Source organism: Ruegeria sp. YTSC002 (assembly GCF_059609845.1).
The window spans coordinates 458,535-476,556 of record NZ_JBXWML010000001.1 but is presented as its reverse complement, the minus strand read 5'-3'; the positions used below and the strand labels follow the sequence as shown (position 1 = coordinate 476,556).

Sequence of the window (18,022 nt, the reverse complement as noted above, 5' to 3'; positions counted from 1 at the left end):
TCTGTTCGCTCCTTCATATGTCGTTGCATATCAGTGGTAGAAGCGTGACGCTGCGCCCTCTTTGACGCGGATCAATTTCATACAGGAAAAATTCAGAATTCAGCGCCGCGCAGCACGCCAACCCGCAGCACGTGCTTCGGCAGCAGAGCAGAACCATCGCTCGCCCCTGGCTGCACTGATCCGGGTCTTGGCATAGTACCTCTGGCCCGGTTCGTGAAAGATCCTTTCGCCCTTTGACGAAACATTTCCTTTGATCAGGCATGTTTCAGAGGATTTCGGCTTCTTGCGCGCCCTGTGCACCCAAGGCACCTGAATCTGTGTCTTGTGCAATCCCCTGTTTCCAATCCTCGCGATCCGCTCGGCACCTGCGTACGCGTCCGAATATTTGCGGTACGCAAAGGCCAAGCCCTGCTCTACAATCCGGGCAGCGACATCTTCGCGTTCCACGCTGCACCGGGCAACGATGCGACCGTAGCGATCCCGATCCACCGGGACACAAGTGGTCATCCGTCCCTGAAACTGGTTCTGAACCATATGAGTGACCCACGCCCCGCACGGCCAGTTTGATCCGTCGGAATCCTGACAGGTCTGATCCAGTTCGGGCGCATCGATACCGTGCAGCCGCACCCGGACACCGCCGACATGCCAGGTATCCGCATCAACGACGTCAACCCGACCTGTAAACTGTTCTGCGGCATGAGCCAGACCCGGCACCAGAAGAACAAAAATGAAACAAATCCTTAACATGCCCCCGATATGCGCGGTATTTCACGCACATTCAACCGGGGGCCGTTTGGATAGGTTAACGCTGAGCGGTCGCCCAGTTGGGGTGAATCCACGGACGATCATTGGCCTTCGGCAACGGATCCCTGCCCAAAAGCGAATCCGACACTTTTTCGCCCACCATGATCGACGGCGCATTCAGGTTGCCGTTGGTGATTTGCGGAAAGATGGAACTGTCCGCAACGCGCAACCCGTCCACGCCGATGACACGGCCTTCGGGGTCGACCACCGCGTTCTTGTCATCCGCGCGCCCCATCCGGCAGGTGCCGCAGGGGTGATAGGCGCTTTCCGCATGTTCCGCGATAAAGGCGTTCAGTTCTTCATCCGTTTGAACCGCGGCACCGGGCTGGATTTCTTTGCCCGCAAAGGGCTTGAAGGCGGCTTGTCCAAAGATTTCGCGGGTCAGTCGGATACAGGTGCGGAAATCCTCCCAATCCTTTTCATGGCTCATGTAGTTGAACTTGATCACCGGCGCGTCTGCGGCTTGGGCCGAGCGCAATGTGACCGCCCCGCGTGACGGCGACCGCATCGGGCCGACATGCGCCTGAAACCCGTGCCCCTCGGCAGCGGCCTGCCCATCATAGCGAACCGCAATCGGCAGGAAGTGGTATTGAATGTCGGGGTATTCCACGCCCGGTTTCGACCGGATGAACGCCGCGCTTTCGAACTGGTTCGATGCGCCCAATCCCGTTTTGGTAAACAGCCATTGCGCCCCGATCAGGCCCTTGCTGACAAGGTTCCAGTGCTTGTAGAGCGTGATCGGTTGCAGTGACGCCTGTTGAATGTACAGCTCCAGATGGTCCTGTAGGTTGGCACCAACCCCCGGGCGATCCGCCACGACGTCGATCCCATGCTCGGCCAGATGCGCTGCTGGGCCGATACCGGACAACATCAGCAGCTTGGGCGAATTGATCGACGATGCCGCCAGAACGACTTCGCGCCGGGCCCTGATGACTTCTTTCCTGCCGCCACGGATCAGTTCGACCCCAATGGCGCGACCGTCTTCCATGACAACCCGAGACGCAAGACCGCGCACGATATCGCAATTGTCGCGCTTGAGCGCGGGTTTCAGATAGGCATTCGCCGCAGACCAGCGCCGCCCCTTCCAGACGGTCTGCTCCATCGGGCCAAAGCCTTCCTGCTTTTCACCGTTGTAGTCACCCGTGACTTCGTAACCGGCCTGCTGACCTGCGTCCACAAAGGCCTGAAACAACGGGTTTTCGCGCGGGCCGCGCGACACGTGCAACGGACCGTCAGTGCCACGCCAAGCCGGATCGCCTCCATGGCCGCCGTCGTGCCAGGTCTCCATCCGTTTGTAATAAGGCAAAACATCCGCGTAAGACCAACCGTCAGCCCCCATCTCGGCCCAGGTGTCGAAATCGCGCGCGTGGCCGCGAACATAGACCATGCCATTGATCGAGGACGACCCGCCGATCACCTTGCCGCGCGGACAGGCCAGGCGACGGTTGTTCAGGTGCGGCTCGGGCTCGGACTGATACCCCCAGTCATAGCGCGACATGTTCATCGGATAGCTCAGCGCCGCCGGCATCTGAATGAACGGCCCCATATCGGTGCCGCCGTGTTCAATCACCAGAACCGAGGCCCCCGCCTCGCTCAGACGATATGCCATTGCGCAGCCTGCGGACCCTGCGCCGACGATGACAAAATCTGCTTCCATTTCCACAACTCCTGCCCCACCGAGAAGGTTGGATGCCTCCGGCGGGAGTACTTTCGAAAAGATGAAGAGGTTATTCGCCGCGCGGGAACCGGGCGTTTTCCTCGACGATGTTGAGATCCATGTGATTGCGCATGTAGCGTTCCGACGCTTTTTGCAGCGGCTGATAATCCCACGGGTAGTAGCCGCCCTGCCGCAGCGCTTCGTACACAACCCAGCGCCGCGCCTGGCTGGCGCGGACATCGGCGTCGAAGCGATCCAGATCCCAACGGGTCTCGGATTTGGCGCGCAGTGATTGCAGCGTACCTGCGTGTTCGGGGCTGTCGGCCAGGTTGTTCAGTTCGTGCGGGTCGGCTTCAAGGTCAAACAACTGATCGGGGTCCAATGCGCAGCGATTGTATTTCCACTTGCCATATCGCAATGAGACCAATGGCGCGTAGGATGCCTCGGCCGCGTATTCCATGGCCACCGGTGCGGTTCGTTCTTCGCCCAGCGCCAATGGCACGAGGTTTTCGCCATCGGTCCAGGGAGCGATTTCGGCCATGTCTACGCCGGCCAGCGCCCCCAGGGTCGGCGTCACGTCTAATGTTGATACCGGAGCATCTATCCGGCCGGCGGGCAGATCAGGCGACGCGATCATAAGCGGCACACGCGCCGAGCCTTCGTAGAAGTTCATCTTGAACCACAAGCCGCGTTCGCCCAGCATGTCGCCGTGATCCGAAACGAACAGGATGATCGCCTCTTGCCGGGTCGTTTCCAGCACTTCGAGGATTTCGCCGATCTTGTCGTCCAGATAGGAAATATTGGCGAAATAGGCGCGGCGCGATTTGCGGATATCTTCTTGGGTGATGTTGAAACTGCGCCAGTCATTGGCATCAAAAATCCGCTGAGCATGCGGGTCCTGATTGTCATAGCCGATATCAGAAACTTCGGGCAGCAGATGCTCGCAATCCTCATACAGATCCCAGTACTTGCGACGGGCTACGTATGGGTCATGCGGATGGGTGAAGCTGACGGTCACACACCATGGGCGGTCATCCTTGCCGCGTGCCAGATCATAAAGCTTGGCTTTGGCGTTGTAGGCGACCTCGTCGTCATATTCCATCTGGTTGGAAATCTCGGCAACGCCCGCGCCGGTGACGGACCCCATGTTGTGATACCACCAGTCGATCCGTTCACCCGGCTTGCGGTAATCCGGGGTCCAGCCGAAATCGGCCGGATAGATGTCGGTGGTCAGGCGGTCTTCGAACCCGTGCAACTGATCGGGGCCGACGAAATGCATCTTGCCGGACAGGCAGGTGTAATAGCCCGCGCGGCGCAGGTGATGCGCGTATGTGGGGATGTCGCTGCGGAACTCGGCCGCGTTGTCATAGACCCCTGTGCGCGACGGCAATTGACCGGACATGAAGCTGGCCCGCCCGGGCGCACACAAGGGCGACGCCGTGTAGGCATTGGCAAACCGGGTTGACCGTTCCGCCAGTTTCTTCAGGTTCGGAGCGTGAAGCCAGTCAGCGGGACCATCTGGAAAGAGAGTCCCGTTCAACTGATCCACCATCAGGATCAGAATGTTCGGTTTTGTCATTTTTCAGCCTCGAGCAGAGTGTCGAGCACACGCATCGCGTGGCTCACGGCCAGTTGCGGTTCTTCGGGGGCGCTGAGTGCGGCGCGGATGTACAGACCATCAATCAGGGCAACCATGTTCTCGGCCGCCTCTTTAGGGTCGGCCAACTTGTGCCGCAGGGCGTGGGTCAGATTGGATTTGATGCGGGCCTGGTAGATCTGCCACAGGCGCAGGGCGTCATCATTGGTCTGAGCCAACACATAGAAGGTCATCCAGGCCGCGATCACATCGGGTGTGAAACAAGAGGGCGCAAAACACGCCCTGACGATCGCCTGCGCCCTGTCGTCCGGCGCGGCTGCTTTCAACTCGCCTCGCGCCTCTTTGCCGAAGTCCGACAGGATCTGCCGCATGGCAGCCAGAAAGATCTGATCCTTGCCGCCGAAATAGTGGTGCGCAAGCGCGCTGGACATGCCCGCACGCTTGGCAATCTGGCTGACGGTTACATCAAGGGATTTCTTCACGCCCAATTCAGCGATTGTCGCACGAACAATCGCATCCCGGCGGATTGGCTCCATTCCGACTTTTGGCATCGTTCTCCCCTTGAGCAGGCGTCACGGGACCACGCTAGGGGGTTTTTATTGACTCGTCAATTAATGAAAAATCGGGGAGCGTTGTCGTTACAGCTTCGGCGCAATACTCGGAGGCGTCAAGTCCCGGCGGTTCAACACGAATTCGCGCCATGAGATAAAGCTTACGGCGGCAAGGATCAGCGTGCCGCCCGCGACAACCCACACGTCAACGCTTTCATGGAACACTGCGGCGCCCAGGATCGTGGCCCATATCAGCTGAAGAAACGTCACCGGCTGCGTGACGGCCACTGGCGCCGCCTGAAGTGCCAAGGTCATGAAGTAGTGCCCGGCTGTCGCAAAGCTGGCCACCAGAAAAAGAACCCCGAGATCCCGCAGGCTTGGCTGCGTCCAGACGGCGACCGCAAATGGTATCAGGGCTATGGTCACCCAGATCGACAGATGCGCCACGACGACGGATGGCGGTACATCACGCACCAGAATCTTGGCCAATAAATACGACCCCCCAAGTGTCAGGGCCGTTCCCAGCATGGCCAGATGGCCTGATGACACGTCGCGAAAACCGGGCCGCAGGATGATCAGGACGCCAACCAGAGCGACCAGAATGGCTGCAATCCTGCGAAAGGCCAGTTTTTCACCCAGAAACAGGGCCGCCCCCAGGGTGACGTAAACCGGCGTCATGTAATTCATGGCGGTGACCTCGGCCAATGGTATCTGTGTCATGGCAAAGAACCAGAGCATGACCGCAACCGCATGCACGACCCCTCGCAGGCCGAACAGCGTCAGCAGGCGGGGTGTCAGATGTGTCGACATGATCGACCGCATGGCTGGCAAAAGAAACACCAAACCCAGCACATACCGCAGGAAGGCGGCCTGGATGGAATTCATCGATGTGCCCAGCGACTTCACCAGCGCGGTCATCACGACAAAGGACAAGCCGGCGGCGAACATCCAGAACATGCCGGCAAGCGGGCGGGACGATACGGTGGATGAAGTCATGTTCAAGGTTGAACACCGAAACCCGGCCGGGAACAACCCTTCACATGATAACAAGTTTCAGTGCGATACCCAGCATGACGATGCCAATCCCGGCATCCAGCACCTGCCACGCCCGGGGGCGCGCAAAAACCGGGGAAAGGATACCCGCGCCGTAACCAAGCGAAAAAAAGAACACGAAGCTGGATGTCATCGCGCCAAGGGCGAAACCCAGCCGGTCGTCATATTGGGCCGAGATCGAGCCGATCAGCACGACCGTATCCAGATACACATGCGGATTCAGCCAGGTGAACGCGAATACCGTCAGCAGCGCAGCCTTGAGGCTGGTTCGCTTTCCATTGCCGATTTCCATCACCGAACCTCCCAGCCAGGATGACCGCAGACTGCGCAAGCCATACCAGATCAGGAATGCCGCCCCACCGTATCGCATCACGGTTTCGAACCAGGGTGCGGCCTGTGCCAGAGTGCCAAAACCTGCCACGCCTGCTCCGATCAGGATGGCATCAGACACCGCACAGGTCAGGCACAGAAAAAACACATGCTCGCGCCGCAAGCCCTGCCTCAGGATAAAGGCGTTCTGCGCCCCGATGGCGAGGATCAGGCTGAAACCCAGCGCAAAACCGGCGATCACGGATGTAGGCATGATATCTCCTGCGTTGTCACTGCGTTGACTAATGGCCGCGATACGATCTATCAAATTAAAGATGTTGCCCTCAGTTAAGTTTTGCTAATGCTGCTGGACCCTCACCAACTGGCCGCCTTGTCCGCCATTCTGCGCCATGGCAGTTTTGATGCAGCGGCGGCGGAGCTGGCCGTGACCCCTTCGGCGATATCCCAGCGGATAAAGGCGCTGGAGGATCGTGTGGGCGCCTCGCTCATCCATAGGGGAACCCCTTGCACCGGAACGCCCGCCGGGCAGCGCATCGCGCGCTACGCCGAAGATGTCGGTCTGCTGGAATCGCAACTGGCCCGTGAATTGGCGCTGGTACAAGAACCCGGGTCCGCGCGGGTTCGCATTGCGGTTCCCGCCGACATTCTGGCGACCTGGTTCATTGACGCGATGGCGCGTGTGCCCGACATGCTGTTCGACCTTGTGATCGACGATCAGGACCATTCGGCAGATTGGCTGAGGCGCGGTGAGGTCAGCGCCGCCGTCACCGTCGGCGGACAAACCATAAGCGGTTGTGACGCGCTTGAACTGGGCTTGTTGAGGTATCTGCCCACCGCCAGCCCGGACTTTATCAATGCGTGGTTCAAGGACGGCGTGACCGAGGAGACGCTCAGCAAAGCGCCTTGCCTTGTCTTCAACCGGAAAGACGGCCTGCAAAAAGCGTGGATCGCTCGTCACACCGGCAACCGTCTTTCACCGCCTTCCCACTTCCTGCCATCTTCGCAAGGGTTCGTTGATGCCGCGATCGCGGGAATTGGCTGGGGTATGAACCCGGCAGCCCTTGTGCAAGACGCCATGGGGCGTGGACAGTTGCGCCCGATCGTTCCCGATGCGCCACTGGACATCGCGCTCAGCTGGCAGGTCGGGCGTGTTCTTGCGCCAGCGCTCAAACCCCTTACACAAGCGGTCCAGCATGCTGCGCAACGGGTTTTGCTCCCGTCACAACGCAAATAGTCAGACTCATTCGATCGGAGGAACCAATGTTCTCGCGCGACGCCCTCAGTTATGACCCCATTCCCCTGCCCGACCGATGCGAGCTCAGTGATGCGGACATGCAGGGCGCGGCTGTGGCTTTTTTTGAAAAAATGCGGCGGCGTCATACCGTTCGGGATTTCACCACGCGCCCGGTGGCCCGCGATGTGATCGAAACCTGCCTGCGCACCGCGGGAACAGCGCCGTCAGGTGCAAACCATCAACCCTGGCACTTTGCTGCCATATCGGACCCAAAGCTGAAACTGCGCATCCGCGAGGAAGCCGAAGAAGAAGAGCGACGGTTCTATGCGGGAGGGGCGGGCGATGAGTGGATCAAGGCACTGGAACCCATCGGGACCAATGCGGTCAAAGAGCACCTGACCACCGCCCCGTGGCTGATCGTGGTCTTTGCCCAACGCTGGGGGCAATTCGAAGACGGGACGCGGTACAAGAATTACTACGTGCCAGAAAGTGTGAACATTGCCACCGGCTTTCTGTTGGCCGCGCTACATCACGCCGGTCTCAGCACCCTGACCCATACCCCGAACCCGATGCGGTTTCTGAACGACGCGCTGGACCGACCCGCATCCGAGAAACCGACAATGATCATCGCAGTTGGTCATCCCTCGGACACCGCGACCGTACCTTCTGTGGCAAAGCTGAAGAAGCCTTTGGAAGAGATTTCCTCGTTCTTCTGAGCGAACCTGCATTAGTTCTGAGGCCGGAGGGAATCTTCCCGGTCGGGCGACATCGTCAGGTAGCACGTCACGCAAGCCATCAGACTGGCCGCGACTATGAACGCGACCGCCAAGGCAACCTCATGCATATGGGCGACTGCGGCCAGCGCGGCCGAAAGCAGCACAGCCAACAATCGAGTAAACGATTTGATAGCCGCGGATCCCTGAACGCGTTGCTCCTTGGGCGCGACGTCCAGGAAATAGAGCTTGCGCGCGCTGCTGATCCCGGTCACCGCGACGGTGACGACGAACAGCGCTATCGCGTGCAGGTGCACATCGTGATCGATACCCATGTAGTGGAATGCCAGCAGAACACCTCCGGTAGCGGCCACCATGAGTGTCCCGACCACCATGACGGCACGATGAGATTTCATGTTCACGACCTGCCACAACGGCCCCGAGACAAGATAGCCCGAAGCGGATGAAACAATCATCGCGGTCAGACCCTTGGCCGAGCCATGATGCGCCTCTGCCGCTATCAGCGCGAAGAACGGGACGGATAGCGACACAGCGACCAAAGGTATACGCATAACCATGTAACGCCGAAACCAGGTGTATTCGAACATGCCAAGGATACCCCGGGCATTGGCCGTGAACGACAGCTTGGGTTTGCTTCCAGTCTTTTTTGCCGGTTCCGCAGAGCGGGCATTCTCGGTCATTGCCAGCATCAAGAGCCCTGAAAGCATGAAAAACGCAACCGATACGCCGATCATGGTTGAATGGCGTGAAAAAGGTGGGTTTTCCTTGGTGATCTGATGCACCAGCAGGGCCAGACCGATGGCACACAGGCCCCCGCCCCCAAGTTGCAGGTAATGCATGACCATGCGCGAACGCGAGTGGACATGATCGCCCAACAGATCGGTGAACATCAGGTTCTGAACTTCATCCACCAGACCGATCACGAAGAAGACCGCCACGAAAACCACTGCGATCAACGGAACGACCCCGGTCGCGGCGGCCACCATCGCCAGAACAAGACAGGCACCGATAACGACTTCGGTCAGAGCGATGGCGCGCTTCTTTTGCGATTTCGCCGCTATGGGTTGCGCCAGAAAAAAGTCGGAAATCATACTTCCAACCATCCGCACCGAAACCAGCGCGCCCGCCACGAACATCGGCAATTCGAATGACACGGCCAGAAACGGCAAAACCACCGATGGGCTGCCCAAAGTCCACGCAACCTGAGACACGATACTCTGCCCAGCAAGAACCGGCACGTTTCGCTTGGTCTTATCAGAGGTCACATCCGTCATGGATCTTTCGGTGGCATCGTCCCAGAACTTCCGAGTTGTACCAGCCTAAGCGTTTCGAAGGTTTCAGCCAACACCTCTTCGAAACTGCCCGAAAACGAAAAAACCCGGCAGTCGAGCCGGGTTTCGCCATCAATTTCCGCAACAGCTCAGAGCTGTGCCATCACCTCATCCGAGGCTTCGAAATTGGTCGTAACACGCTGTACGTCGTCATCGTCTTCCAGCGCATCCACCAGCTTCATCAGCTTTTGCATGTCTTCCAGACCCAGCTCGGTCGTGGTGGTCGGTTTCCAGACCAACTTGGTGGATTCCGATTCACCCAGCGCAGCCTCCAACGCGTTCGAAACGTCGTTCAGATCCGTATCCGCACACCAGATGATGTGGCCATCCTCTGAGCTTTCGACATCTTCCGCGCCAGCCTCGATCGCGGCTTCGAAAATGGTGTCTGCGTCACCTGCCGTCGCCGGATAAATCACTTCGCCCTTGCGTTCGAACATGAACCCGACCGAGCCCGTTTCGCCCAGATTGCCACCGTTCTTGGAAAAGGTCGAACGCACGGTCGACGCAGTGCGATTGCGGTTGTCCGTCATGGTTTCAACGATCACGGCCACGCCGTTGGGGCCATAGCCTTCATAGCGGATTTCTTCGTAATCGTCGCCTTCACCGGCAGTGGACTTTTTGATCGCGCGGTCAATCACATCCTTGGGAACCGAGTTCGACTTGGCCTCTTTCACGGCCAGACGCAAGCGCGGGTTCTTTTCAGGATCGGGGTCGCCCATCTTGGCGGCAACGGTGATCTCTTTCGACAGTTTGGAAAACAGTTTGGACCGCGCGGCGTCCTGACGCCCCTTGCGGTGCTGGATGTTGGCCCATTTTGAGTGGCCTGCCATAATGCGTCCTCGTCATCGTGATTGCGTGTTCGGCGCTCATATAGACGTTTGCAGGGGGCAGGATCAAGAGAGCGGCTTGCGACGGCTTCACCGGCTAGTATGGTGACGGCATGACAACAGACCAGATCATTCTTTTTGCGCTTTTCATCACCGTCTTCGGAATGCTGCTATGGGGCCGGTTTCGATACGACCTTGTGGCCTTTGCCGCACTGATGATCGGCGTCGTGCTGGGCGTCGTGCCCGTGGATGGCGCCTTTGCCGGGTTCGGCCATCCGGCGACTATCATCGTGGCGCTGGTTTTGGTGGTTTCTGCCGGTTTGGTCCGATCCGGAGCAGTGTTCCTGATCACCCGCACGCTGGTTGATGCCTCGCGGGGCCTGGGCGCGCATATCGCCCTGATGGGTGGGATCGGCGCGGTTCTGTCGGCCTTCATGAACAACGTAGCGGCGCTGGCGCTGCTGATGCCCGTGGACATTCAGACCGCACGCAAAGCGGGCCGGTCTGTGGGCCTGTCGCTAATGCCGCTGAGCTTTGCCACGATTCTCGGCGGGATGGCCACGCTGATCGGGACCCCCCCGAACATCATCATCGCCTCGATCCGGGCCGAAACACTGGGCGAGCCGTTTCACATGTTCGATTTTGCCCCGGTCGGTGGGCTGGCCGCGATTGCCGGCCTTGCCTTTGTTGCACTGGTAGGGTGGCGCCTGATCCCCAATCGCGGGCCGCAGGCTGAAACATCGGAAACCTTGGCCGAATACATCGCCGAGCTGACCGTTCCCCCGGAATCCGCCCATATCGGCAAACGGGTCAGCGAGCTTTATGAGGCGGCCGAGAAATCGGACGTGGCCATCATCGGTTTGATCCGGGATGGCAAGCGTCGCTATGGCCGGTCGGCGCACGCCGTTTTGCAGGAAGGTGACGCGCTGGTTCTGGAAGCCCGACCCGAAGCGCTGGACGAGTTCCGTGCCGCGCTCAACCTGGATTTCTCGGACACGCGCCGGCAGGAATTGCTGACGGCTGAGGGGGACGGGCTGGAAGTGATCGAAGTCGTCGTGCCGGAAAGCGCGCGCATCACAGGTCGCACGGCACAAGGGCTTGGGCTGGCCTGGCGGCAAAGCACCGTTCTGATGGGCATCTCACGCCAGGGGCGCAGGATCACCGAACAGGTCCGCAAGACCGAGGTGGAACCGGGTGATATCCTGCTGCTGCTCTGCCCCCGCGACCGCGCTGCGGATGTTACGGAATGGCTGGGTTGCCTGCCCCTTGCCGGACGCGGGCTGAACGTTACGGCTAACGACAAGGCGTGGCTGGCCATCGGCCTGTTTGCCGCCGCTGTCTTGGCCGCAAGTGTCGGGTTGATCTATCTTCCCATTGCTTTGGGGCTGGTGGTGATTGCTTATGTGCTGACCAAGATCATGCCGATCACCGACATTTACAATCACATCGAATGGCCGGTGGTCGTACTGCTGGGGTCTATGATCCCTCTGGGCAGTGCTTTGGAGACCTCGGGCGGAACCGAACTGATCGCAAACGCCCTGATCCAGCTGACCGATGGTCTGCCCGCCTGGGCCATTCTGACCGTACTGATGGTCGTCACGATGACTTTGTCGGACGTGTTGAACAACACCGCCACCGCCATTGTCGCCGCGCCGGTCGGGATACAAATGGCACGCACGCTCGAGGTGTCCCCCGACCCGTTTCTGATGACCGTGGCCGTTGCGGCCTCGGCTGCGTTCCTGACCCCCATCGGGCACAAGAACAACACGCTGGTTCTGGGCCCCGGCGGCTATCGTTTCGGGGACTACTGGCGCATGGGATTGCCCTTGGAGATGCTGATCATCGCCGTTTCTGTTCCCGCCATTCTTGTGTTCTGGCCTCTGTGATGGGTAAAGGCTGCGCATGAAACCCTTTTTGATCCTGCAACTGCGCCCCGAAACCGATGCATCCGACGCCGAATACGCCTCGATCCTGAACCGGAGCGGGTTGTCTCCTGAACAGACGCGTCGCATCCGTCTGGATTGCGAAAACCTGCCCGGGGGGATGGATGTCACAGACTACGCCGGTGTCATCGTAGGCGGCGGACCTGGATGCGTCAGTGACGACCCGGCGACCAAATCCCCGCTGGATGCCCGGATCGAGGCGACGATCATGGGGTTGATGCCGCAGATCATCGCACAGGATCACCCGTTCATGGGCTGCTGCTATGGCCTTGGCATTCTGGCGGCGCATCTGGGTGGCGACGTCAGCAAGGCCCGATATGGCGAACCCGTCGGACCATCCACGTGCCACCTGACCCCGGAAGGCCAGCAGGACCCGTTGACCGCAGGGTTGGAACCCACCTTCGACGCATTCGTTGGTCACAAGGAAGCGGTTCAGGCGCTGCCCGAGGGTTGCGTTCACCTTGTCACGTCAGACCCCTGCCCGTTCCAGATGATCCGCTGGGGGCAGAACGTATATGCCACGCAGTTCCACCCCGAGGCCGATGCCAGGGATTTTGAACAACGCATCAATATCTACAAGAACCACGGCTATTTCCCGCCTGAAGACGCGCAAAAACTGATTGACCGCTGCCATTCGGCCGATGTCACACAACCCGGCGAGATCCTGCGCCGGTTCGTCCGGCGATACGAGTGACCCAACGGCGCGGTTGCCTGCGCCTTGCCCCCTCGCTTAGGCTGATCTGACGCAACTTTGGGAGGAGTTGTCCTTGGATCTGCTCATTAACGTCGGTCTGCCGGTTTCACTGGCCGTTATCATGCTGTCTCTGGGCATCGGGCTGGAGGTGGCAGACTTCCGCCGTGTCCTGAGCCGACGACGCGCCTTTGCCATCGGGGCGGCAAGTCAGGTTGTTCTATTGCCGGTGGCGGCCTTTGCGACGGTCAAATTTTTTGCTTTGCCGCCTGAGATCGCCGTTGGTTTCATGCTGCTCAGTTTTTGCCCGGGCGGCGTAACCAGCAATATCCTGTCAAAGCTCGCCAAGGCCGATGTCGCGCTTTCAGTCAGCCTGACCGCCGTGATCAGCCTTCTGTCGATGGTGACCGTGCCGATACTGGCCGCCTGGTCGATCGCGCATTTCATGGGCGACGAAGCCCCCGAGGTTTCGATCACCGGGCTGGCTGTTGCACTGTTTCTGATAACAACGCTGCCCGTGGCAATCGGGGTCGGAGTTCGCAACTTTGCAACAGGGTTTGCAAACCGTGTCGAGCCGGGGTTGTCGGCGCTCGCGACCGTTTTGTTCGTGCTGATCATTGCCGCGGCTCTGGCCGGGAACTGGCCATTGTTCGTCGACAATCTCGGCATCATGGGCGCAGGCTTGATTTCTTTGAATATCGCCCTGCTGTTCATCGGATTGGGGCTGGCGCGGATAACAAACCTGTCCTGGAATGAGTGCAAGACGATCTCGATCGAAACCGGAATTCAAAATTCCACGCTGGGCATTACACTGGCGGCGCTGATCACGAATACCGAAAGCGGGTTCAGCCCGCTGGCCCTGCCCTCGGCGGTATATGGTATTACGATGTACGCCGTGGTTCTGCCGTTTCTTGTCTGGTTCCGCAGGCGCTGAAAGGACCGTTATGACAAACAACACTGCTGATGCGATCGTTGTCGGGGCTGGTCTGGCCGGATTGGCCGCCGCTGCCGAACTGGGCGACCGAGGCAAGAAGGTAATCATACTCGATCAGGAACCAGAAGGTTTTCTGGGCGGTCAGGCCTTCTGGAGCCTGGGTGGCCTGTTCATGGTCGACACGCCGGAACAACGCCGCATGGGTATCCGCGACAGCCACGATCTGGCGTTGCGCGACTGGATGGGCAGCGCGCAGTTCGACCGCGAAGAAGATACCTGGCCCCGTAAATGGGCCGAAGCCTATATCGAGTTCGCCGCCGGTGAAATGCGTCCCTGGCTGCATGACATGGGCCTGCGCTGGTTTCCGGTCGTGGGCTGGGCTGAACGTGGCGGGTCCTACGCAAACGGGCACGGCAATTCTGTCCCGCGCTTTCACATCACCTGGGGCACCGGACCCGGCGTGCTGGAACACTTCATCCGCCGGGTCCGCGACCATGTCAGTGCCGGCCTGATCCAGATGAAATACCGCCATCAGGTCAGCCACATCATCATGCAGAACGGCGAGGCCAAGGGCGTCTCGGGCGAGGTGCTGGCCGATGACGCGGCCCCGCGCGGCGGCAAGACCAACCGCGACGAGGTGGGCGAGTTCGAGGTCTATGCCCCGTCGGTCATCGTGACCTCGGGCGGGATCGGTGGCAATTTCGAGATGGTGCGCCAGAACTGGCCCCGCGACCGTCTGGGCGAACCGCCCAAGGACATGGTGGCGGGTGTGCCCTTCCATGTGGACGGTCGGATGATCGCCATCAGCGAAAAGGCCGGCGGCCATGTCATCAACGGCGACCGCATGTGGCATTACACCGAAGGCGTGCGCAACTGGGATCCGATCTGGCCCGCCCATGGCATTCGCATTCTGCCCGGCCCCAGCTCGATGTGGTTCGACGCGCGCGGAAACCGGTTGCAGCCCCCCTGCCTGCCCGGGTTCGATACGCTGGGGACACTGCGCGAAATCCTGAACACCGGGTATGAATACAGTTGGTTCGTTCTGACTCAGAAGGTGATCAAGAAGGAATTCGCCCTGTCCGGGTCTGAACAGAACCCCGATTTCACGTCAGGCAGCTGGAAAGAGGTTATTCGTCAACGCATACTGTCCGGGTCCAAAGCGACCGCCCCGGTCGAGGCATTCAAGGAGAAGGGCGAGGATTTCGTCGTAGCCAACACGCTGACCGAGCTGGTCAACGGGATGAACCATTTGGGTGGGGGGCTGATAGACGAGGCCCATTTGCGTGCCCAGATCGAGGCGCGGGATTCTCAGGTCGACAATCCGTTCTCAAAAGACGCGCAGATGATGGCGATCCTTGCAGCCCGCAATTATCGTGGAGACAAACTGATCCGCACCGCCAAGCCGCACAAGTTCCTGGACCCCAAGAATGGCCCGCTGATCGCGGTCAAGCTGCACGTGCTGACCCGCAAGACACTGGGCGGTTTGCAGACCAATCTGGACAGTCAGATGATCGGCGCCGACGGCCAGGTGGTGCCCGGCCTGTTCGCAGCCGGTGAAGTCGCAGGGTTCGGTGGCGGTGGTTATCACGGTTACAACGCGCTGGAAGGGACCTTTCTGGGTGGCTGCATCTTTTCGGGTCGCAACGCAGGGCGATCGAGGGCCGTCGCCTGACAACCCTGCCCTTTTACTTGCGCTCCAGTTTGATCACCGGCTCACCCTGAGCATCCAGCAAGGCCAGCGCGTTGCCTTGCACCGCGAAGGTCGTGACAGTTTGCATCGCTTTCAGAAACTGCCGCTCGACCTCGTCCAGCGGGGGTGGGCACGCCATGAGCGTTGCAGCCATATTGTCCGGGAACGCGATCCGATTGGCAGAAATCTCGGCCTGGCCACTGAACCTGTTACAGCCACCACTACCTGAAAACGCTCCGCCCTGCCCGAAAGCAAGCTCAGGACGTTTCTCTGTCTCGACAGGCGCACCATTGAGGCCCGAAGCGACCCATTCGGTGTTTTCCAGCATCGCGGCACCTTGGTGTTGCACCTGTATCATCAGCAGGTCAGCTGAATTCTCGGCCCCATCTGTCAGAACCGGGTAGACGGTATCGGTGGTGAACAACAGGTTTTGCCCCTGCATGACCGAAGCACGCACGGCATATCTGTGCCCGTCCTGGATCAACGCATCATCATAGGTCAGTTCAAACTGTGCCGGCACACCGGTCAGGGCATATCTCTGCGCGGCAAGCGTTTCGGCCGGCGCATCCACCAATGAGATGTCCTGAAGCTCGACGAACAAGGTCGTGTCGGGCGGAAGCGCAATACGCTCTCGGTAGGTTGCGGTTCCTTCGACGGTTCCAGCAAGCGATGTGCCGCTCAAAACGGTGGCGAAGGCAACCGCAGGAAACGTGGTGCGGACGAGTGTCAGCATGGCAGTACCCTTCAAATATCAGTTCTACAAAAGATTGCTGTTCATCCGACATTTACAAGTACGCCGCGAGCAAAGCGGCAAATCTGTGCCGATGTCATAACGGCCAGATCAACGGGATCAGCAGGGACGCCAACAATCCGACCGTCAGGTTCAGCGGCACGCCCACTTTCATGAAGTCGGTGAACCTGTAGCCTCCGGGACCATAGACCATCATGTTCGTCTGGTATCCGATAGGTGTTGCAAACGATGCCGAGGCCGCCACCATGACCGCGACGACCAGCGGACGCGGATCTATTCCGACCGCCTGCGCCAGACCGATGGCGATCGGGGTGACGACAACCGCAACGGCGTTGTTGGAGACCAGTTCGGTCAGCACCGAGGTCAGCAGATAAATCGCCCAGATAATCAGGAATGGCGGCAAGGCACTGAGCCCCGGCGCAATGGCCTCGACGATCAGGGAAACCGCGCCCGAGCTGTCCAGCGCAGCCCCTATGCCCAGCATCGCGAAGATCAACGCCAACAGACGACCTTCAACAAAGGAAAACGCCTCATCCGCGTCGATACAGCGGGTCAGCAGAACCACGGCGCAGGCAACAATCGACAACAACAGGATGGGCGCAATGCCCAGCGCGGCGAGGGCGACAATCCCTACAAGAGCACCAATCGCAATGGGTGCATGGCTTCGACGGAATGCTCGAGCCGATGGTTGTGTGACGTCCACCATGTCCATATCAGCCGCCAGCCGCTGGATATCCGCCGGGGCACCTTCCAAAAGCAACGTATCCCCAACCCTGACCACCAAATCATCCAGCTGACGGCCGATATTCTGGTTGCGACGGTGCACCGCCAGCACGTAAACGCCATAGCGACGCCGAAGCCGCATCATCCCAAGGGTCCGCCCCACCAGACGGCACCCGGGCGTGATCAGCACCTCAACCGTCTTGGTTTCAACGGCGGATACCTGATCCACGCGTTTGAGTTCCCGGTTGCGCTGAAGGCTCAGAAGTTCGGTCATCTCGGTGCGTAAAACCACCCTGTCGCCGACCTTCAGTTCGACGCCTTTCAAGTTGCGCCGCAACGACTCATCCCCCCGGATGACATCGATCAGACGCACGCCGGGGCGTTTGAACAACTGCACGCCGGTCACTTCGCGCCCGATCAGGTTGCTGTCCGGCGGAATGACGGCTTCGGTAAAGAACTTCATCTTGGACCGGTCACTGAGCAGCGACGCCATGCTGTCCCGCTCGGGCAACAGTTTGGGCGCGATGAAGCGCAAATAGATCATGCCGTAGATCACCAGCGCGATCCCCAGCGGCGTGACTTCGAAAATCGTAAAGGGTTTCATCCCCTGCGCGCGGGCCACGCCATCCACCAGCAGGTTGGTGGACGTGCCGATCAATGTCAGCGTGCCGCCCAGAATGGCCGCATAACTCAGCGGAATCAGCAATTTGGACGCGGGAACGTTCAGGGTGCGGGCAATTTGCACAAAGACCGGTATCATCACCACGACCACTGGCGTATTCGACACCACCGCCGAGGCCAGCACGACAAACCCCATAAGCAAAGCGATGGCAATACGCGGGTTTACCTGAGCCTGCTTCTGCGCGGTCGAGGTGAACGAGTCCAGGGCTCCGGTCCGCACCAAGGCCCCCATGATGATGAACATCGCGGCAATCGTCCAGGGTGCCGGGTTGGACAGAACCGCAAGCGCGCTTTGATAGGGCAGGATGCCGGTTACAAGCATCAGTGAGACACCGCCAATCGCCACGACTTCGGTCGGATAAACCTCGCGCAGGAACATGATGAACATGCCCGCAACGATGACCAGCGCCAGAACTGCGCTTCCTGTGTCTGTCAGTGAAAGGAAATTCATTCGTGGTATTCTGTCCGAACCCCGGCCCAAGCGCCTGATG

At 59.6% G+C, this 18,022-nt stretch carries 16 protein-coding genes; 6 read left to right on the top strand and 10 right to left on the bottom strand.

Annotation, left to right across the window (positions count from 1 at the left end; all coding sequences use genetic code 11):
- Window positions 1-99: 99 nt before the first annotated feature.
- From AC2FFD_RS02380 to AC2FFD_RS02355, 6 genes are all read right to left on the bottom strand, one after another.
- Window positions 100-747, bottom strand: a complete 648-nt coding sequence (locus AC2FFD_RS02380; protein ID WP_496871758.1) for a thermonuclease family protein — start codon at window positions 745-747, stop codon at window positions 100-102.
- 55 nt (window positions 748-802) lie between these two features.
- A complete protein-coding gene (gene betA, locus AC2FFD_RS02375; protein WP_480683868.1) occupies window positions 803-2,461 on the bottom strand; it encodes a choline dehydrogenase in 1,659 nt (552 codons plus the stop codon).
- Window positions 2,462-2,531: 70 nt separating this feature from the next.
- Window positions 2,532-4,040, bottom strand: a complete 1,509-nt coding sequence (gene betC / locus AC2FFD_RS02370; protein WP_480683867.1) for a choline-sulfatase — start codon at window positions 4,038-4,040, stop codon at window positions 2,532-2,534.
- Window positions 4,037-4,609, bottom strand: coding sequence for a choline-binding transcriptional repressor BetI (gene betI / locus AC2FFD_RS02365; RefSeq protein WP_257599127.1), 573 nt, complete (start codon window positions 4,607-4,609; stop codon window positions 4,037-4,039). Before betI ends, betC begins: the two co-directional genes overlap by 4 nt.
- 87 nt (window positions 4,610-4,696) lie before the next feature.
- Window positions 4,697-5,605 carry a DMT family transporter gene (locus AC2FFD_RS02360; protein ID WP_257600869.1) on the bottom strand — a complete coding sequence of 303 codons (909 nt, stop codon included), beginning with the start codon at window positions 5,603-5,605 and terminating at the stop codon, window positions 4,697-4,699.
- Between the two features lie 40 nt (window positions 5,606-5,645).
- Window positions 5,646-6,245 carry a LysE/ArgO family amino acid transporter gene (locus AC2FFD_RS02355; RefSeq protein ID WP_425078645.1) on the bottom strand — a complete coding sequence of 200 codons (600 nt, stop codon included), beginning with the start codon at window positions 6,243-6,245 and terminating at the stop codon, window positions 5,646-5,648.
- Window positions 6,246-6,332: 87 nt separating this feature from the next.
- Between AC2FFD_RS02355 and AC2FFD_RS02350 the strand changes: the two genes are divergently transcribed.
- On the top strand, window positions 6,333-7,226 hold the full coding sequence (locus tag AC2FFD_RS02350) for a LysR family transcriptional regulator ArgP (protein WP_496871753.1): 894 nt from the start codon (window positions 6,333-6,335) through the stop codon (window positions 7,224-7,226).
- A gap of 26 nt (window positions 7,227-7,252) precedes the next feature.
- Complete coding sequence (locus AC2FFD_RS02345) at window positions 7,253-7,942, top strand: nitroreductase family protein (RefSeq protein ID WP_496871751.1); 690 nt, start codon at window positions 7,253-7,255, stop codon at window positions 7,940-7,942.
- A gap of 11 nt (window positions 7,943-7,953) precedes the next feature.
- Here AC2FFD_RS02345 and AC2FFD_RS02340 read toward each other — a convergent pair whose 3' ends face one another.
- Window positions 7,954-9,234 carry an MFS transporter gene (locus tag AC2FFD_RS02340; RefSeq protein WP_496871749.1) on the bottom strand — a complete coding sequence of 427 codons (1,281 nt, stop codon included), beginning with the start codon at window positions 9,232-9,234 and terminating at the stop codon, window positions 7,954-7,956.
- A 146-nt stretch (window positions 9,235-9,380) separates the two neighbouring features.
- The gene (locus AC2FFD_RS02335; RefSeq protein ID WP_170343641.1) at window positions 9,381-10,121 is read right to left on the bottom strand and encodes a YebC/PmpR family DNA-binding transcriptional regulator; all 741 of its coding nucleotides are present in this window, start codon (window positions 10,119-10,121) and stop codon (window positions 9,381-9,383) included.
- Between the two features lie 110 nt (window positions 10,122-10,231).
- Between AC2FFD_RS02335 and AC2FFD_RS02330 the strand changes: the two genes are divergently transcribed.
- From AC2FFD_RS02330 to AC2FFD_RS02315, 4 genes are all read left to right on the top strand, one after another.
- On the top strand, window positions 10,232-12,004 hold the full coding sequence (locus AC2FFD_RS02330; RefSeq protein ID WP_496871747.1) for an SLC13 family permease: 1,773 nt from the start codon (window positions 10,232-10,234) through the stop codon (window positions 12,002-12,004).
- A gap of 16 nt (window positions 12,005-12,020) precedes the next feature.
- Window positions 12,021-12,755 (top strand): glutamine amidotransferase, encoded by a 735-nt coding sequence (locus AC2FFD_RS02325; RefSeq protein ID WP_425078649.1) that lies wholly within the window; start codon window positions 12,021-12,023, stop codon window positions 12,753-12,755.
- Between the two features lie 73 nt (window positions 12,756-12,828).
- Window positions 12,829-13,686 carry a bile acid:sodium symporter family protein gene (locus AC2FFD_RS02320; RefSeq protein WP_496871744.1) on the top strand — a complete coding sequence of 286 codons (858 nt, stop codon included), beginning with the start codon at window positions 12,829-12,831 and terminating at the stop codon, window positions 13,684-13,686.
- Window positions 13,687-13,696: 10 nt separating this feature from the next.
- Window positions 13,697-15,358, top strand: a complete 1,662-nt coding sequence (locus AC2FFD_RS02315; protein WP_480683862.1) for an FAD-binding dehydrogenase — start codon at window positions 13,697-13,699, stop codon at window positions 15,356-15,358.
- A gap of 13 nt (window positions 15,359-15,371) precedes the next feature.
- On the opposite strand, the gene AC2FFD_RS02310 is transcribed toward AC2FFD_RS02315, so the two are convergent.
- Both AC2FFD_RS02310 and AC2FFD_RS02305 read right to left on the bottom strand, forming a co-directional pair.
- Window positions 15,372-16,109: a YbaY family lipoprotein gene (locus AC2FFD_RS02310; protein WP_496871742.1), complete on the bottom strand. Its 738-nt coding sequence runs from the start codon at window positions 16,107-16,109 to the stop codon at window positions 15,372-15,374.
- Between the two features lie 94 nt (window positions 16,110-16,203).
- The gene (locus AC2FFD_RS02305; RefSeq protein WP_496871740.1) at window positions 16,204-17,982 is read right to left on the bottom strand and encodes an SLC13 family permease; all 1,779 of its coding nucleotides are present in this window, start codon (window positions 17,980-17,982) and stop codon (window positions 16,204-16,206) included.
- Between the last annotated feature and the right edge of the window lie 40 nt (window positions 17,983-18,022).

Bases quoted from the DNA above. Each gene is read 5' to 3' on its own strand.
- AC2FFD_RS02380 (WP_496871758.1), bottom strand. From the start codon at position 747: ATGTTAAGGATTTGTTTCATTTTTGTTCTTCTGGTGCCGGGTCTGGCT.
- betA (WP_480683868.1), bottom strand. From the start codon at position 2,461: ATGGAAGCAGATTTTGTCATCGTCGGCGCAGGGTCCGCAGGCTGCGCA.
- betC (WP_480683867.1), bottom strand. From the start codon at position 4,040: ATGACAAAACCGAACATTCTGATCCTGATGGTGGATCAGTTGAACGGG.
- betI (WP_257599127.1), bottom strand. From the start codon at position 4,609: ATGCCAAAAGTCGGAATGGAGCCAATCCGCCGGGATGCGATTGTTCGT.
- AC2FFD_RS02360 (WP_257600869.1), bottom strand. From the start codon at position 5,605: ATGACTTCATCCACCGTATCGTCCCGCCCGCTTGCCGGCATGTTCTGG.
- AC2FFD_RS02355 (WP_425078645.1), bottom strand. From the start codon at position 6,245: ATGCCTACATCCGTGATCGCCGGTTTTGCGCTGGGTTTCAGCCTGATC.
- AC2FFD_RS02350 (WP_496871753.1), top strand. From the start codon at position 6,333: ATGCTGCTGGACCCTCACCAACTGGCCGCCTTGTCCGCCATTCTGCGC.
- AC2FFD_RS02345 (WP_496871751.1), top strand. From the start codon at position 7,253: ATGTTCTCGCGCGACGCCCTCAGTTATGACCCCATTCCCCTGCCCGAC.
- AC2FFD_RS02340 (WP_496871749.1), bottom strand. From the start codon at position 9,234: ATGACGGATGTGACCTCTGATAAGACCAAGCGAAACGTGCCGGTTCTT.
- AC2FFD_RS02335 (WP_170343641.1), bottom strand. From the start codon at position 10,121: ATGGCAGGCCACTCAAAATGGGCCAACATCCAGCACCGCAAGGGGCGT.
- AC2FFD_RS02330 (WP_496871747.1), top strand. From the start codon at position 10,232: ATGACAACAGACCAGATCATTCTTTTTGCGCTTTTCATCACCGTCTTC.
- AC2FFD_RS02325 (WP_425078649.1), top strand. From the start codon at position 12,021: ATGAAACCCTTTTTGATCCTGCAACTGCGCCCCGAAACCGATGCATCC.
- AC2FFD_RS02315 (WP_480683862.1), top strand. From the start codon at position 13,697: ATGACAAACAACACTGCTGATGCGATCGTTGTCGGGGCTGGTCTGGCC.
- AC2FFD_RS02310 (WP_496871742.1), bottom strand. From the start codon at position 16,109: ATGCTGACACTCGTCCGCACCACGTTTCCTGCGGTTGCCTTCGCCACC.
- AC2FFD_RS02305 (WP_496871740.1), bottom strand. From the start codon at position 17,982: ATGAATTTCCTTTCACTGACAGACACAGGAAGCGCAGTTCTGGCGCTG.